The 16,561-nt window shown below is 30.7% G+C and carries 18 protein-coding genes; 2 read left to right on the forward strand and 16 right to left on the reverse strand.

The annotated features are described in order from the left end of the window. The first annotated feature begins 34 nt into the window (after positions 1-34). Entirely contained in the window at positions 35-1,258 is a 1,224-nt protein-coding gene (locus ACZ5N4_RS22355) for a serine hydrolase (RefSeq protein WP_464204695.1), read from the forward strand. A 39-nt stretch (positions 1,259-1,297) separates the two neighbouring features. Here the strand turns inward: ACZ5N4_RS22355 and ACZ5N4_RS22360 are convergent, their stop codons facing one another. From ACZ5N4_RS22360 to rodA, 16 genes are all read right to left on the reverse strand, one after another. Continuing rightward, on the reverse strand, positions 1,298-2,200 hold the full coding sequence (locus ACZ5N4_RS22360; protein ID WP_464204696.1) for an RluA family pseudouridine synthase: 903 nt from the start codon (positions 2,198-2,200) through the stop codon (positions 1,298-1,300). Between the two features lie 200 nt (positions 2,201-2,400). Then, positions 2,401-2,781, reverse strand: a complete 381-nt coding sequence (locus ACZ5N4_RS22365; RefSeq protein WP_464204697.1) for a RidA family protein — start codon at positions 2,779-2,781, stop codon at positions 2,401-2,403. A 124-nt stretch (positions 2,782-2,905) separates the two neighbouring features. Further along, a complete protein-coding gene (yqeK, locus tag ACZ5N4_RS22370) occupies positions 2,906-3,472 on the reverse strand; it encodes a bis(5'-nucleosyl)-tetraphosphatase (symmetrical) YqeK (RefSeq protein WP_464204698.1) in 567 nt (188 codons plus the stop codon). Between the two features lie 46 nt (positions 3,473-3,518). After that, positions 3,519-4,127: a nicotinate-nucleotide adenylyltransferase gene (gene nadD / locus ACZ5N4_RS22375; RefSeq protein WP_464204699.1), complete on the reverse strand. Its 609-nt coding sequence runs from the start codon at positions 4,125-4,127 to the stop codon at positions 3,519-3,521. A 15-nt stretch (positions 4,128-4,142) separates the two neighbouring features. Beyond that, positions 4,143-4,433, reverse strand: a complete 291-nt coding sequence (yhbY, locus tag ACZ5N4_RS22380) for a ribosome assembly RNA-binding protein YhbY (protein WP_464204700.1) — start codon at positions 4,431-4,433, stop codon at positions 4,143-4,145. A 157-nt stretch (positions 4,434-4,590) separates the two neighbouring features. Next, positions 4,591-5,868 (reverse strand): GTPase ObgE, encoded by a 1,278-nt coding sequence (gene obgE / locus ACZ5N4_RS22385; protein WP_464204701.1) that lies wholly within the window; start codon positions 5,866-5,868, stop codon positions 4,591-4,593. A gap of 376 nt (positions 5,869-6,244) precedes the next feature. Continuing rightward, on the reverse strand, positions 6,245-6,547 hold the full coding sequence (gene rpmA / locus ACZ5N4_RS22390) for a 50S ribosomal protein L27 (protein ID WP_178906014.1): 303 nt from the start codon (positions 6,545-6,547) through the stop codon (positions 6,245-6,247). A 3-nt stretch (positions 6,548-6,550) separates the two neighbouring features. Beyond that, positions 6,551-6,877 carry a ribosomal-processing cysteine protease Prp gene (locus ACZ5N4_RS22395; protein ID WP_464204702.1) on the reverse strand — a complete coding sequence of 109 codons (327 nt, stop codon included), beginning with the start codon at positions 6,875-6,877 and terminating at the stop codon, positions 6,551-6,553. A gap of 2 nt (positions 6,878-6,879) precedes the next feature. After that, the gene (rplU, locus tag ACZ5N4_RS22400) at positions 6,880-7,194 is read right to left on the reverse strand and encodes a 50S ribosomal protein L21 (protein ID WP_464204703.1); all 315 of its coding nucleotides are present in this window, start codon (positions 7,192-7,194) and stop codon (positions 6,880-6,882) included. 145 nt (positions 7,195-7,339) lie between these two features. Then, positions 7,340-8,779, reverse strand: coding sequence for an Rne/Rng family ribonuclease (locus tag ACZ5N4_RS22405; RefSeq protein WP_464211032.1), 1,440 nt, complete (start codon positions 8,777-8,779; stop codon positions 7,340-7,342). A gap of 125 nt (positions 8,780-8,904) precedes the next feature. Further along, the gene (locus ACZ5N4_RS22410; protein WP_464204704.1) at positions 8,905-9,618 is read right to left on the reverse strand and encodes a TIGR03936 family radical SAM-associated protein; all 714 of its coding nucleotides are present in this window, start codon (positions 9,616-9,618) and stop codon (positions 8,905-8,907) included. After that, the gene (locus tag ACZ5N4_RS22415) at positions 9,587-11,443 is read right to left on the reverse strand and encodes a TIGR03960 family B12-binding radical SAM protein (RefSeq protein ID WP_464204705.1); all 1,857 of its coding nucleotides are present in this window, start codon (positions 11,441-11,443) and stop codon (positions 9,587-9,589) included. The genes ACZ5N4_RS22410 and ACZ5N4_RS22415 overlap by 32 nt, the downstream gene beginning before the upstream one ends. A 73-nt stretch (positions 11,444-11,516) precedes the next feature. After that, positions 11,517-12,371, reverse strand: a complete 855-nt coding sequence (locus ACZ5N4_RS22420; RefSeq protein WP_464204706.1) for a M50 family metallopeptidase — start codon at positions 12,369-12,371, stop codon at positions 11,517-11,519. Between the two features lie 17 nt (positions 12,372-12,388). Then, the gene (locus tag ACZ5N4_RS22425) at positions 12,389-13,177 is read right to left on the reverse strand and encodes a M23 family metallopeptidase (protein ID WP_464204707.1); all 789 of its coding nucleotides are present in this window, start codon (positions 13,175-13,177) and stop codon (positions 12,389-12,391) included. Positions 13,178-13,514: 337 nt separating this feature from the next. Further along, complete coding sequence (gene mgsA / locus ACZ5N4_RS22430) at positions 13,515-13,895, reverse strand: methylglyoxal synthase (protein ID WP_464204708.1); 381 nt, start codon at positions 13,893-13,895, stop codon at positions 13,515-13,517. 13 nt (positions 13,896-13,908) lie between these two features. Then, on the reverse strand, positions 13,909-15,027 hold the full coding sequence (gene rodA, locus ACZ5N4_RS22435; protein WP_464204709.1) for a rod shape-determining protein RodA: 1,119 nt from the start codon (positions 15,025-15,027) through the stop codon (positions 13,909-13,911). Between the two features lie 670 nt (positions 15,028-15,697). On the opposite strand from rodA, the gene ACZ5N4_RS22440 reads away from it, so the two are divergent. After that, positions 15,698-15,910 (forward strand): hypothetical protein, encoded by a 213-nt coding sequence (locus ACZ5N4_RS22440; protein WP_464204710.1) that lies wholly within the window; start codon positions 15,698-15,700, stop codon positions 15,908-15,910. The last annotated feature ends 651 nt before the right edge of the window (positions 15,911-16,561 follow it).

The following is a 16,561-nucleotide window of genomic DNA, read 5'->3' on the forward strand; positions in this document are numbered from 1 at the left end:
ATAATTATGATTAACAATGTTTTAGGAGGCTAAAATGCGAAAATTAATAACCTTTATAATATCGTTTATACTTATTTTTTCAAATATTAACTATATAACCTTTGCTAAAGATAATCCACCGGCTGTATCTGCAGATGGTGTTGTTTTAATGGATGCTCAAAGCGGTGAAGTACTGTATGCAAAAAATGCGTATGGAGCTTATCCTCCTGCCTCTACAACCAAACTAATGACTGCACTTTTGACTTTAGAAAAAACTAAACTAGATGATGTAGTTAAGGTTGGTAAAAATCCTCCATTGGCTGAAGGAAGTAAGATATATTTATTTGAAGGTGAAGAATTAAAGGTTCAGGATTTATTATATGGTTTGCTCCTTGTTTCTGGTAATGATTGTGCAGAAGCCCTTGCTGAACATATAAGCGGATCTACTGATAAATTCGCAGAAGAAATGAATAAAAGAGCTTTAGAACTAGGATGTAAAAATACTAACTTTGTTAACCCTAGTGGTTTATATAATGATAAACATAAAACTTCTGCTATGGATTTAGCTCTTATAATGAAAGAGCTGTCAAAGCATCCAGAGTACACCAAAATTGCTACTACAAGTTTTTATAAAATACCAACCACTAATAAGAGTTCATCCGAGCGTCCTCTATGGAATGAAAATAAGTTAATACAAAAATCTTCTACCCTTTATTATGAAGGTTGCCAAGGTGGTAAAACAGGATATACTGTTCAATCTCAACATTCTTATGTATCCTGTGCAACAAGAAATGGTCAAACCCTTATAGTAGCTTTAATTCATGATAAGGAAAAGACATTTTTCCCAAATGCCGCCGCTTTATTTAATTATGGGTTCAATAATTTTGAACTTGTTCGTTTATTTTCTAAAGGAGACTTAGTAACAACTTATACTAAAAATGATGATAGTATACCTTTGCTTGCTTCCACTGACTTTTATTATGTTAAGGAGAAGGGTAGCAATCCTAATGCTAAATTTGATGTAAATAATAAAAACTTATCTGATAAAAATTTCAAACAAGGTGATGTAGTTAGTGAAGCAACTATCACCTTAGATAATAAAAATATTGGTACTTTAAAACTATCAAGTGGAAATAATCATCAATTAAAACAAGTATTTCAATCTAAATTACTTGAAAGTAACTTTTTAAAACTTCAATATATAATACCTGCTATAATTGTAATTTTTGCAGTGCTTATATTGATCTTAAAAAAACTTAAATTAATTGGTAAAAATTAATAAAATAAGGAGCTGATGATTTTAGCCTTTTGCTTATCATCAGCTCTTAATTTTATCCAGTAGTTCTTTCATATCTTCTGGTATATCTGTCTCTAAACTTAAGATATCTCCAGTCCTTGGATGTGGAAATTTTAATTTATAGGCATGAAGGGCCTGTCTTTCTATATAATCACTATCATCTTCTGTTCCATATAAGCTGTCTCCATATAACGGATGTCCAAGATGAGTTAAATGTACTCTTATTTGGTGCGTTCGGCCTGTTTCTAAAGTAAGCTCTACCAAATCACCTTTATTAAAGCTTCCTACTACTTTAAAATGCGTTACACTTTCCTGGCCTCTCTCATCTACAATTCTTTTTATAGTATCTCCGCCAGTTCTATATATAGGAAGATTAATAGTTCCCTGTTTTTCTTTCATATTGCCATGCACAATTGCCAAATAACTCTTTTCAAAATTTTCATTGCTCATGTCTCGTGCCAGAGCCATATGTGAGAATTGATTCTTAGCTATTATGATTAATCCTGATGTATCCATGTCAAGTCTGCTTACTAGTCTCACAATACAGTTCTCGCCTTTTTCTTTAAAGTAGTATAATAGACCATTAGCTAATGTTCCATTAGGGTAACTCTTTGTAGGATGAACTACTATTCCTGGTCGTTTATTTACTACAATGATATCACTGTCCTCGTAAACCACTTCAATATCCATTTTTTCTGGATCTATATTTTGACTTTCTTCTTTAACTACATTAAACCCTATCTCATCATTATGCTTAACTACATAGTTTAACTTAGTTATTTTCTCATTTACAGTTATCCTTCCTTCTATAGCTGCACCTTTTATAAGCCTGCTGGATAACTTTTGTTTAGATTTTAGATATTCTCTAAGTTTTAATCCTTCATCTTCAGCTTCAACCTTAAATATAAGCTTATTTTCCTTCATGTTATTTCCTCACAATTAAGACACATTAAATTAAATAGCGAGACAAAACATACTTTTCCACTGGCTTGCTATTTATTTGAACGTGACTAATATCAAATATAAGATTATTTTTAATATATACAGAATTTCAAAGATTTCCAGGCTTTGAGTCCTATATAAAAGAGTGAACTTTAAAAGTTCACTCTCATATGTAAGTTAGATTACTCAGCTAATGCAATTACTTCTATTTCAACTAAAGCATCCTTTGGAAGTACTACTTGCACACATGATCTTGCAGGCATATCTTTTTGGAAATACTTTGCGTAAATTTCGTTAACAGCAGTAAAATCACTCATATTCTTTACGAATACAGTTGTTTTAATAACTTTGTCTAATGATGTTCCAGCTGCTTCAAGAATAGCTTTTACGTTTTCTAATGATCTTTCAGTAGCTTTTTGTACATCTCCACCAACTAAGTCTCCAGTTGCTGGATCTAGTGGAATTTGTCCTGATGTAAATACTAAGTTTCCAACTTTAACAGCTTGTGAGTAAGGTCCTACTGCTCCTGGAGCATTTGTTGTGCTTATTATTTTCTTTTCCATAATTATGAATCCTCCTAATATTTTAATAACATAAGTAAGTTAATACTTATTATCTCTTTATTATAAATTTCTCCAAACACTACTATTATATCAAAATCTTTGGTTTTGTATATAAATTTTTCAATTATTTTATAGAAAGTACATAATTCCTAGCTTCTATAGTATCAAAATGCAGAAGTTGCCCTCTATCAATGACAAATTTTATAGTATTATCAAAAGACTTCAGTAGTGCTTTATCTATATCTTTAAAAGCTATGTTTCTCAATTCTTCAACCCCCGGAAAGTTCCTCAAGGGTTCTATATAATCAGCTATATATACTATTTTATCAAGCATACTCATATTTTTTCTTCCAGTAGTATGATAAGCAATAGCATTAAGTGTTTCTTCATCGCTTATACCCATTATTTCATCAGCGAGTATTGATCCAACTGCTCCATGAATTAACTGGGGACTTTCTTTACATACTTCATCTATTCTTATTTCATGATTTAATGCTATGTTCAATAGCTGATCATCATTCATATTTTTAGCACAATCATGTACTAATCCAGCTATTTTTGCTTTTTCAATATCTACATTATAAATTTTAGCTAGTTTAACTGCTGTATCTCTTACACTTAAACTATGTTCATATCTTTTATATTTAAGATTTTGTTTTAAATAATCTTGAATTCTATCCTCGCTCCACATCCCTTAATCACTCCAAAATAGTTAATTACAAATAATACAACTTGCCTTATATATCAAAATAAAGATTTAATTGTTTAATAGTATTATACACGCTTTCCGGCAAAAGATAACTTACATTCTTTTCTTTCATTACAGCATTTCTTATATTAGTTGATGAAATATCTAAAGGAGGTACATCTAAGAATATTATCCCATTAGAGTATTTTTTTTCAACCTTATTTTTTTGCTCTTGTATATTTTCCATACTATATCCCGGTCTGTTAAATACTATAAATTTACAAAGTTTAAAAATCTCCTCAGAGTTTTTCCAATTATCAATATCCATTAGACAGTCCACACCGGTAAGAAAATGCCATACTGTGTCCGGCTCAATATTATTAAAGTATTTTAGTGTCTCATAAGTATAGCTTAGATTAGATTTTCTTATTTCATAGTCACTTATATCAAATCGTTCTTCCCCTCTTGTCGCCATTTTTACCATTTCATATCTTAAAAATCCATCAGTTATGTTTTTTCCAAGTTTATGTGGAGGATTACCAGAGGGCATAAATATTATTTTATCTAATCCAAGCTTATACAATGCTTCGTAAGCTATATAAAGGTGTCCATTATGAATAGGATCAAAGGTTCCGCCAAAAATAGCTTTCTTAATCATATATTCGCTCCTGCTTTATGGCAACTCTATTCTTGGGTTCTTTTTGGATCTTCTATAAAGCACAATTTTATTTCCTATACTTTGAACTCCCTCACACCCTAATTCACTGCAGATTTCATCTGAAGCCTCTCTAGCACTATACTCACTATTATTTAATATAGATACTTTTATAAGTTCTCTAGCCTCTAAAGCATCATCTATTTGTTTTAAAAAATTCGTCTCTATGCCATCCTTGCCAACTTGAAATATAGGATTTAGCGTATTTGCTAAAGATCTTAAATAACTTCTTTGCTTGCTTGTAATCATATTTTTCCTCCTTTTGTGGTCACACTGAGCAATAAATCACTGGGTTGCCTAGCCAGTTTCCTCGGCTAGGCAGCCCGTTAAAGTCCATTTAGGACTTTAACCTCGCTCCCGCTCGCTAATTGCTCGTTAAAGCCCATTTAGGGCTTTAACCTCCAAATTATAATAAAAATTCAAATTCAAAATCATTAAGTCTAACAAGATCTCCATCTTGAATTCCCATTTCTATAAGCTCTTGAATAACACCTTTATTGGCTAAAACTTTATGGAAATATCTTAATGCATCTGGATCATTTACATTTACACTAGCTAATAATCTATCTACAAAGCTTCCTTCAACAACAAATATGCCTTCTTCTTCCTCTTTTATAGTGTAAGTAAATTTCTTTTCTTCAGGTACAAATTTATCTTCTTCACTTATCTCTATATCTTCTATAGGAATAGTGCTTAGTATTCTCGCAGCTTCCTTCATTAAATCCTCTACTCCATTTTTAGTTGCTGCGGATATTTTAAATATTTTGTCGTATCCTAATTCTCCAACTTTTTTCTTAAAATCTTCAAATATTTCTTCATCATAAAGCATATCACTCTTATTTGCTGCAATTATTTGAGGTCTATCCCAAAGTTTTATACTATATTTTTTAAGCTCTTCATTTATCTTTAAGAAGTCTTCAAAAGGATCTCTTCCTTCTACTCCTGATATGTCAACAACATGTATTAAAAGTCTTGTTCTCTCTATGTGTCTCAAAAACTTTATTCCAAGTCCTACTCCTTCTGAAGCTCCTTCTATTATTCCTGGAATATCAGCAATTACAAAGCTTGGAACTCCTGGCATATCTACAACTCCAAGGTTAGGATTTAAAGTAGTAAAATGATAATTAGCTATCTTAGGTTTAGCCTTTGTTACTACTGAAAGTAAAGTCGATTTCCCTACGTTTGGGAATCCCAGTAAACCAACATCTGCAAGAACTTTAAGTTCTAAGGATACCCATCTCTCTTCACCAGGCATACCTGGTTCTGCAAAATCTGGCGCCTGTCTAGTAGCTGTTTTAAACCTTACGTTTCCTCTTCCTTTTCTTCCTCCTTTTGCTATTACGTACTCATCTCCTGAATGAGATAAATCAACCATTATTTTATCAGTAGCAATGTCCCTTACTACCGTTCCCATAGGAACCTTTATATATAAATTTTCTCCATCCTTACCAAAACATTTAGAGCCTTCTCCATTGCCACCTCTTTCTGCTACATATTTCTTTTTATATGTAAAGTCTAAAAGAGTAGTCATATTTGGATCTGCTACTAGAATAACATTTCCTCCATCTCCTCCATCTCCTCCATCGGGTCCACCTAAAGGTATATATTTTTCTCTTCTAAAAGAAATAGATCCATTTCCTCCATCTCCGGATTTAACAAATATCTTGGCTGTATCTACGAACATAAGTATTCACTCCTTTTTTTATAGTTAACTACTAAAATTTTTGTGCATCTATGCATTTAAATATTATTATTCCCATAAACTGAATCCATAAAAATATATATGAATGCTTTACGCGATTTCTTTCAAATTTATATGTTTCTATCTTAAAAGTTAATTGAATATATTGTTAGCTAAACATTATTTTTTAATATAGCATTTTAAAAAATACCTATAAGGACTATGTTAATTTTATTAATAAACCCAAACTTATTCTTCTCTAATATCCTGCTTATATAATACCACAAAATTTGCTAAAATTATTGTTCTTTTGTGGAATTTTGTTCAACTCTTTAAAGCTTTAAAAAAGCACCCTATTTAAGGGTGCTTTATGTTAAAACTATTCTGCTATTGCTTCTTCAACAACTACAGGGTATACGCTAGCTCTTTTCTTATCTTTTCCAACTCTTTCGTATTTAACTACTCCGTCGATTTTAGCGAAAAGAGTATCGTCACTACCTTTGCCTACGTTATTTCCTGGATGAATTCTTGTTCCTCTTTGTCTAACAAGTATGTTTCCAGCTAAAACGAATTGTCCATCAGCACATTTAGTACCAAGTCTTTTGGATTCACTGTCTCTACCGTTTCTTGAGCTACCTACTCCTTTTTTATGAGCAAATAACTGAAGGTTCATAAGTAACATGTACTACACCTCCTCTACTTTAACTTTTATATATTCACCGTAATTTAATTCTACACTTTTCAAACCAAGTAACATAGTTTCCATAAGTACTTGACACTCTTTTATCTCATCAATAGATAAGTCTTCTAATGAAAAGCTTAGAAAGCCATCATCTATAGAGTAATCAATCTTTAACTTTAAAACCTCAACTATTCCTAATAAGATAGTTTGAGATATACTAGAAACAGCACAGCATACTAAATCGTATCCTTCATCTACTGATTCTGCATGACCTTTTAAAGCAACTGAAACCAAATTACAAGATTTTTTCTTAAACTCTACAGTAACCATAATTAAGCATTAATTGCTTCTATTTGAAGTTTTGTATATGGTTGTCTGTGTCCTTGTTTCTTTCTGTAGTCTTTCTTTCTCTTATACTTGAAAACAAGTATTTTTTTGCCTTTTCCTTGAGCTAAAACCTTAGCAGTAACTTTAGCTCCTTCAACTACAGGTTTTCCAACAACTAACTCTCCACTTTCCTTGCTTACTACAAGAACATTGTCAAGTTCAACTGTTGTATCAACTTCAGCGTTTAACTTTTCAACGTATATAACGTCTCCTTGTGCAACTCTGTATTGCTTTCCTCCAGTAACTACAACTGCGTACATCAAAACACCTCCTCTATCCAGTCTCGCCAATTAAGGTACATAAACAGTATGTATCTATGAAACTCCTCTTTATGATTTACATAACCTTCTCTGTGCGGTCTACAAATGCCATTCTAACACATATATAGTGCCTTGTAAAGTTTTTTTATCCATAAACTTTAAAAATCTGCAGGTTTTCTATTTGATTCATAAATATTAGTGGTTCAACTTTAAAATGTTCTCCTTTAACATAGTTAATATACACTTTTTTATCTAACGCACTTATATTTTTAATAAAGCTTAATATATCCCCTTCTATGTCCTTTTTGTAGTTTTCATCTAACTCAATATATAAATCTTTTATTTCTCTTTGTTCATCAATTCTAAAAATTTCATTTTTTATAAGCATGCACATATAAGATAGCTTTATTCTTTTACCTTTTCCACTGCATAAGCCACAATCTTCTTCTATGTATTCATATATAGATTTTCCTGATCTTCTTCTTGCGATCTGAACTAGATTTAATTCAGTAAAAGGATATATTATGGTTTTATTCTTATCTCCAAGAAATCCTTCTTTTAATAAATTTAATATCTTTTGTTTATTATTTTCATCATCCATATCTATGAAATCTACAACTATAATTCCGCTTAGATTTCTGAGTCTTATCTGCCTTGCAACCTCTTGTGCTGCTTGGTAATTAGTAATATATGCTGTTTTTCGTATTGAGCTTCCCTTAACATTCTTACCAGAGTTAACATCTATAACATACATTGCTTCCGTTTTATCAATAACTATGTACCCTCCACATTGAAGCATAATTTTATTATTTCTTAAGCTCAATATTTCCCTTTCGATACCATAATAAGCAAATAGAGTTCTACTTTCTTTGTGAAGTTTTATGTTAATCTTTGAATCAATTATACTACGGGAAAATTCACTTACATAATTATAATCTTCTTCATTGTCAACATATATCTTTAAATTAGTCCCGCTTAGCTTATCTCTTAATACTCTTCCTAAAATACCACCATCATCGAACAATAGCCCAACATCAGTAGAATATTTAGCCTTATTGCACATATTCAAATATAAATCATAAAGCTTATTTAGTTCTTCATTTATTGCATCTATTGAAACGTCTACTCCATTAGTTCTTATTTTTACGCCTATACCTCTAGGCTTTTTTAAATTTTGTGCAATATAATTTTTTATATCATTATCAGTTATTTTTTTTGAAAAACTTATATCTTTATTAATAGTTTCTAAAACACAATATGTTCCTGGCAAGCTTAGTACATTGCTAACTTTAGCTCCTTTGCTCCCCAAGTCTTCCTTGATTACCTGTACTAATATTTCCTCGCCTTTTTTTAATTTCGTATTTTTGAACTTTTCATCTAAATACATATATACATTTTTTTTATGGCCTATATCTATAAAAGCGCATTTTATAGCAGGCACAATATTCTTAACTATACCTTTATAAATCTCTCCAGGATAGGGTTCACCAGTTTCTTCTTCAATTAAGCACTCCTTTAATTCGTCCTTTTCTTTTATTGCAATTCTTAAAAGTTCCTTTTGTCTTTCTATAAATATTTCTTTCAACATACCCACCTTCTTTTCTGTAAAACAAGGCTTATAATTTAACCAAAGCTAAACTATAAGCCAAAATTTGGACTAGAAATTCTATATAAGGAAAATAACTAGAAAGTTAACTTTCGACCTTTGAACTATAGCATTTTTGCATATTTGTATAGCGGAACTAATTTCCTTTTCACCAATGCATACATTTCTTCTCTTTTTATATCCACAAACGCATCAACCTTTGCTTCTCTGGTATTTTCTTGAATGAATTTTGCTAAAAGCTCTGATGATAAATTCTCTCTACTTCCGCAAGAAACAGTTGTGTGTATAATTAAAATATTATCAACTATTTCATACTTAATTTCTTTAATCATGGATCTTATATTAACTTTGCTTTCTCCGCTTTTACTTTTCTTTATAGTTTCCCATTGTTGAGTATTTAGCAACTTTTCCATGTCTTGATTCAAAAATTCTACACTATTATATTTTATCTTTATAGTGTACTTTGCTGCATCAATTGCCGCCATAGACTTAAAAACTTTTTTATTTTGCTCTTCTTTTATTTTTACAGCTTCAAATACTTTTATACCCATAGGTGCACTTGAATTTAATTTTTCCACTATTGTACTTTCATCTAGCTCTTCATCAAAGGCTGCATCAAGATAATCTCCTGAGGAATAAACTCCTACTGCCAACGGTTGTGCTAGTGACATATTTATATGAGGATTAAATCCTTTAGAATATTGAACTGGAAGTCCTGATCTTTTCATCATTCTTTGGATTGTTCTCATTAAATCTAAGTGAGCTACAAATTTTATACTATCTTCTTTACTGAATTTTATTAAATATCGCACCGTCAAAGCACTTCCCTTCCAACTTAGTGTTTACTCCACAATTTGTGCAACCCATTCTGCAATCAGGTGTTAGTTCTGCTTTTTTTGCCATTTCATTTTCTCTTATTAAGAATTCTTTGGAAACCCCTATATCTAAGAAATCCCATGGAAGTATCTCATCATAACTTCTTTCTCTATATGCATAAAAATCTCCGTCTACTTCACATTCTTTAAAAGCTTCCATCCATGCATCATAGTTGAAATACTCTGACCAACCATCAAATTTAGCTCCTTTTTCAAAAGCCTTTACTAAAACATCACAAACTCTTCTGTCTCCCCTTGCAAATATAGCTTCTAAATAGCTCACAGGAGTTTCATGCCAGTTGTAAGAAATACTTCTGCTTTTTATAGCTCCTCTTAATGCTTTTATTTCTTCCTTCACATCTTCCATTCTTATTTGCGGTACCCATTGGAAGGGAGTAAAGGCCTTAGGAACAAATATAGAAGTGCTTACAGTAACCTTTAACCCTTTCTTTCTCTTATCTTTCGGAACTTTAAAGTACTGATCTGTTACTTTTTCAGCTAAATCTGCTATACCTATTACATCTTCAATAGTTTCATATGGTAATCCTATCATAAAATATAGTTTTATTGTGGACCAACCAGATTCAAAAGCATTTTTTACTGAATCCATTAAATTCTGCTCAGTTACCCCTTTATTTATAACATCTCTCATTCTTTGTGAACCCGCTTCTGGCGCAAAGGTTAACCCTGTTTTTCTAACCTTTTGTATTTCATTTATTAGGTCCACAGAGAAAGAATCTATTCTTAATGACGGTAGAGATACCCCTACTTTTTCTTTTTCATACTTCTCTATAAATTTATGAATTAAATTTTGTAAATCTGAGTAATCACAGATGCTTAGTGATGTTAATGATACTTCTGGATATCCTGTATTCTTTAAAAGCTCTTCTACTGTTTCTAAAAGTTTATCTGTGCTCTTTTCTCTCACAGGTCTATATATCATTCCTGCTTGGCAGAATCTACATCCCCTAGTACATCCTCTAAAAGTTTCTAAAGTTATTCGATCATGTACTATCTCAGTGTAAGGAACAATTAAATTCTTAGGATAGACTACATCATTAAAGTTCTTTATTATTCTCTTTTTAACTACTGCTGGTACATCATCATATAGAGGCTTAAATTCTTTTATTGTTCCATCTTCTTTATATTCCACTGAATAAAGTGATGGAACATAAATACCCTGTATATGTGATATTTCTCTTAAAAATTCTTTTTTACTCTTACCCTTATATTTTCTGTAAAGGTCCATAATCTCTTCCATTTGCTCCTCTCCTTCGCCTATAGCAAAGAAGTCAGCTATATCATAAAGTGGCTCAGGATTATAAGCACAAGGACCACCACAAAATACAATAGGGTCATCCTCACCTCTTTCTGAGGCCCTTATAGGTACACCAGCTAAATCTAACATATTTAATATATTAGTGTAACTCATTTCATATTGAAGGGTAAAAGCAATAAAATCAAAGTTATTTATAGGATCCTTACTTTCTAATCCATAAAGAGGAATGTTATTTTCCCTCATCTGTTTTTCCATATCAGGCCATGGAGCAAAAACTCTTTCGCAATAAGTATCCTTTCTTTCATTTAAAATATGGTAAAGAATCTTCATCCCCAAATGTGACATTCCTACCTCATAAACATCTGGAAAACAAAATGCAAAACGAATATCTACTTTATTTTTATCTTTATTATAAGAATTTAACTCTCCACCTATATAACGCGCAGGCTTTTCTACTCTAAACAATATATCATCAGTAACCTTATTCATTGAAAATCCTCCTCTTGTGTATATCACATTTTTATATTCTAACATAATAAATTATAAATTTAAAATATAATTTTCATCTTTCGTTATTTTCTATTTTCATAAATTCCTTTATGGTAATATTCCCATAGGTTTTTAAAGCACTAATTATCTCTTCCTCATAAATTATGTCCATAACTTTCATCTCTTCATCTAGAACTGTGAAAACATTATATTTATTTTTATCAAATAGAGCCATTATACTTAATAAATCTTTTTTATAATATATAGAAGTATTTTTATTTTCAATATACCCTCTATATATAAATTTATATTTCTTTTTTATAATATCTCCCATAATTATATATGATATCCTTTCCTTCTCTCTAAGCGATGATATTATAATAAATATACCTATTATTCCTATACTAAAAATATTATTACCCTTTAAAAATAACAATATATAAATAAGCATAATTACTGATCCAATAATTATACTCGTAGTAATCATTATTTTATTAGACTTTTTATACATAAGTTTAAAATTCAATATATCTCTTAATATTCTTCCACCATCCAAAGGAAATGCAGGAATAAGGTTAAATAATCCTATAGCCAAATTTCCTTCAAATAACATATAGAATTCCTTACAGGGAAATTCCTTATGTAAAAGAAAAAAAACAATACATAGAACTAGATTTGCCATAGGACCAGATATAGATATAATTAAATCTTCTTTTGGAGATGCCTCATCAAGTTCTCTAAATCTTAATGCCGCTCCAACAATCATAAGTTCTATATCAAAACCGCAAAAATTATAATATCTAGCAACCAGATAATGAACAAATTCATGAATAATAACAATTAAAAAAGAATAAACTAGTTGTCCTTTGTATCCTATAGCAATTAAAAATATTATATAAGGAACAAAATATCTACTTACCCTAACCACAGAATTACCTCTATACATTACTTTTTGACTATCTCAAAATACTCATCTGGATTTTTATTTTCTCCCATGTATAAAAGCTCAAAATGAAGATGCGGTCCAGTAGATTTGCCTGTATTGCCACTTTTGGCTATAATCTGACTCTTTTTAACCGCATCTTCTTTTCCTACAAGTATTTCATTTAAATGTCCATATTTAGTTTCTATGCCATTTCCATGATCTATCAGAATATACTTACCTAACTGTTTATCCTCACCACAAATTTTTATTCTTCCATCATATGAGGCTTTTACCTCTGTATTTTCCTTGACGTCAATGTCTACTCCCTCGTGGAACTTTTTTTCTTTTGTTATAGGATCCTCCCTATATCCAAAGGGAGATGTTTCTATTCCTGCAACCGGAAGTACAAATTCATTTTTAATCTTGTTATCAACAGTTTCAGTTCCAGTAACTTTACTTCTTATTTCTTCAATTATATTAGTAATCTTATCTTGAAATTTTCTAATATCTATATTTTTATACTTCTCTTTTAAATTAGTATATTCATAGTTTTGATTTAGAATTTGTTTAGAATAATTGTATACTACCTGAGTTTTAGGCGTTACTATTAGCTTACAGCTTAAGACAATGATAAACAGAATAAGTACACCTACTAAGTCTCTCGTTATTCTTGATAGCCAATAATTTTTTTTAGATTTTCCTGTCTCATTATAGTTAAAGCTTTTATTATAAGATGGAAAATGCCTTGTCTTGCTGCTCTTTTTTAAAGAATTATAATAACTTTCGTACTCTGAGTTATAGTTTCCCATAGATAAAATTGCCCCCCAATTTTTTATTAACAGTTGGTATAATGTAACCTCCCATAGTTACTGATATATTATATATATTTTAAAATCTATGGTTTTATGACTTTAAGATACCTAAACACTCTTAGCTATCTATACAATAGGGCAATACTATAGGACTTCAAACTAGAAAATTGACTTACACAAGGGGCTATGTTTCCAAGCTTTAAACTGACTAAAAGTTTTTAACGGACTGAAGCTTGGAAACATAGCCCGGCGTATAAGTTAGCTTTCAGCCTAGTACCTCTATAGCTCCATAAAAATAAGCTCTAGCAAATTAATTGCTAGAGCTTGTACAAAATTACTTAGATTCTTCACGATTTTTTAATGCCTTTACAAAAACTTCTGCTGATCCCAAGTTGGTTGCAAGAGGCACACAATGAACATCACATATTCGGAGTAATGCATTAACATCTGGCTCATGGGGCTGAGATGTAAGGGGATCTCTTAAAAAAATGATAAAATCCATCTCTCCTTGTGCTACTTTTGCACCTATTTGCTGGTCTCCCCCAAGAGGACCTGAAAGAAATCTATGAACTTTTAATCCAATAATTTCAGTTATAAGACTTCCTGTTGTTCCCGTACCAAATAACTCATGTGCTTCAAAAATGTCTTTGTATCTTTTTACAAATTCTATCATATCATCTTTCTTTTTATCATGTGCAATAAAAGCAATTCTCATAACATTTATCCCCCTAAAAATTGATTTTCTTTTTTCTCATTCCTATATTTAAAACAAGTCCTAAGCTCATAAAACCTGTTAGCATAGAGCTGCCTCCATAACTCATAAAGGGTAATGTAATACCAGTAATAGGCGCTATACCAATAGTCATTCCTATATTTTGTAATATAGAAAACATCATAGTAGAAATTACACCTACACAGATTATAGATCCAAATCTATCCTTTGAATTCCTTGCAATGTTTATAAACTTATAGATAATTATTCCATAGAGCACTAATAAAATTATTGCTCCAACCAAGCCCCATTCTTCACCTACAACAGAAAAAATAAAGTCTGTATGTGCTTCTGGAATAAATCCTCCTGCTATCTGGGTGCCTTTTAAAAATCCTTTACCTAGGATTCCACCGGACCCTATCCCTATTTGAGACTGTATGAGTTGAAGTCCAGTCCCTAGTTCATCAGCCTCTGGATTTAGAAAGGAAAGCAATCTACTCTTCCAATAGGCCTGCATTAAAGGCGAATTCCAGACTATAGCAATAAGTGCAATTAAGCCCATAATCCCGCCGCCCATTATTTTTAAATCTAAACCAGCTGCAAAAAATATTCCTAGCACAATAAAAAAACAAACCATAGTCATCCCCATATCAGGCTGAATTACTATTAAAAGCATGGGAAGTGCAGCATAAGCAGCTAATTTGAAGAAATTTCTCACATTATTAATTTTACCCTCCATGCTGTCCAATTGCTTTGCAAGCATTATTATCATACCTAGCTTGGCAAACTCGGAAGGCTGCATAGAAAATCCCCCTATTTTCATCCAAGATGAAGCTCCATTGACAGTAGATTTAAATATCGTATCATTTAATATAAGTAAAAAAATTCCAAACCAATATATTATATTAGCATAGCCCTGAATTATCGAGTAATCAAATACTAAAATAAAGTACGTAAGAATTAACCCTATAACTAACCAAATAAGTTGAGTTCTCATAACGCTATTTCCATACCTCAAATGTGTAGCACTATATATATTCATGGCTCCAAATACTACTATAAGTATAACCGCTATTATAACAGTAAAATCTAATTCTCTTAAAAGCTTTTTACTGATAGTTATTTTACTAAGCATACTAATTTATCCCTCCAATACAAATATGATTATACCATATAAAAAAAAAAAATCTATGAACAATTTTATCCGATAACTACCCGCTCTAATACTCCCCGCACTCTGTGAAAGCGATTCCCACTAAATCAGCACTCTGTGTAAGTGACTATCACCAAATCATAGATTTAGTATATCTACTTAAGATTTGGACTCTCTACTTTTCTCCAAGTGTAAGCAAAGAGCGGGCTACGTCTCTCGTATAATATACTTACAATACATTCACTTCTTAAAAATCTATACTAAAGCTGAAATAGGATTTCATCCTAGTCCAAAAGCTTTAACTGTATGTTATAATTACTGAGATTAAATTCTCGCATGATAGTGTGGTTATCTTCTACATCCCTCGTATAAAAAGAATTGCAAGAGGAAAGTATAAGAAAAATAAAAAACGTAGTTTATAGAATTTAAAAGATATATATTTTTAACAATAATCCTGCCTAAAGTTTATTCATAAAAATCTTAATAACTTGTAGAATTTATTTGTCATACAAAAAATAAAGTTTAAAGTGAATAATTTTAAAAATATACTTTCGTTCTTAGCGATATAACTAATTATCCAATTTATTGAATATTAACTTGATGACATTGGGCGGTAGCCCTGAGATGTCACATCCATTACGGTATTTGCGCTATGGCTATTGAACTTATTAATCTACAAACTAGAATTTATGCTATTGATAGTACAGCCTTAAGAAGCTTAAAATATGATAGCAAAGCTAAGTACGACAAAGGTACTCGTCTTGAAAAATACAGCGGATACAAATTACATTGTCTAACATTTATAACAGGCACTATAGTACCTTTATCATTCTATCTAACTACTACAAATGTATATGACAATTAAGTTTCAGGATTACTCTATAAAGTGAAAATTTGTAATACATTTATTATACTTGCTGATATAACATATGATGACATCACCTAGTTTCAAATAGCTAAAGATTTATCTTTAAACTTGTTAACAAATGTAGATATGCATAGAGCCAAAAGCATTGAATCATTCATTTATGAATTTAGATATAAAAGTGCTTTATTTATTAAATTTCCAATAGGTAGAAACATGTATAAACAAATGATAAAAATAAAACAACTATTTTCTATGTTTAAGAACTTACATAATTTAGCCTCCCTTAGACTTTATAGCAAGAAATGTTACGAGTATCATATTAAGCAAATAGATGAATTTAATGAAAAGAGGCAAGGAGTAAGAAGTAATATCGAAAAAATATCTATGGAATATTTAAATATCATAGTGCTGACGCATATATTGTATCTATTTTATAAAATAAAGTGGGAAATTCATAAAATTATCAAGATACTCTCATATGCTATCGTATAAATTTTTAATTGAATAACTATACAATATTAATTTATATAAAAATTGATAATATGAAAAGTATAAAATAAGTGTTTTGCGGTAATAGTTTAATTTTTATAAATATGCTAAAATTTTTCAAAAATCTATGCTATAACTGTTACCATAAACCAATATTGC

The sequence above is a fragment of the Clostridium nitrophenolicum genome, assembly GCF_055391695.1.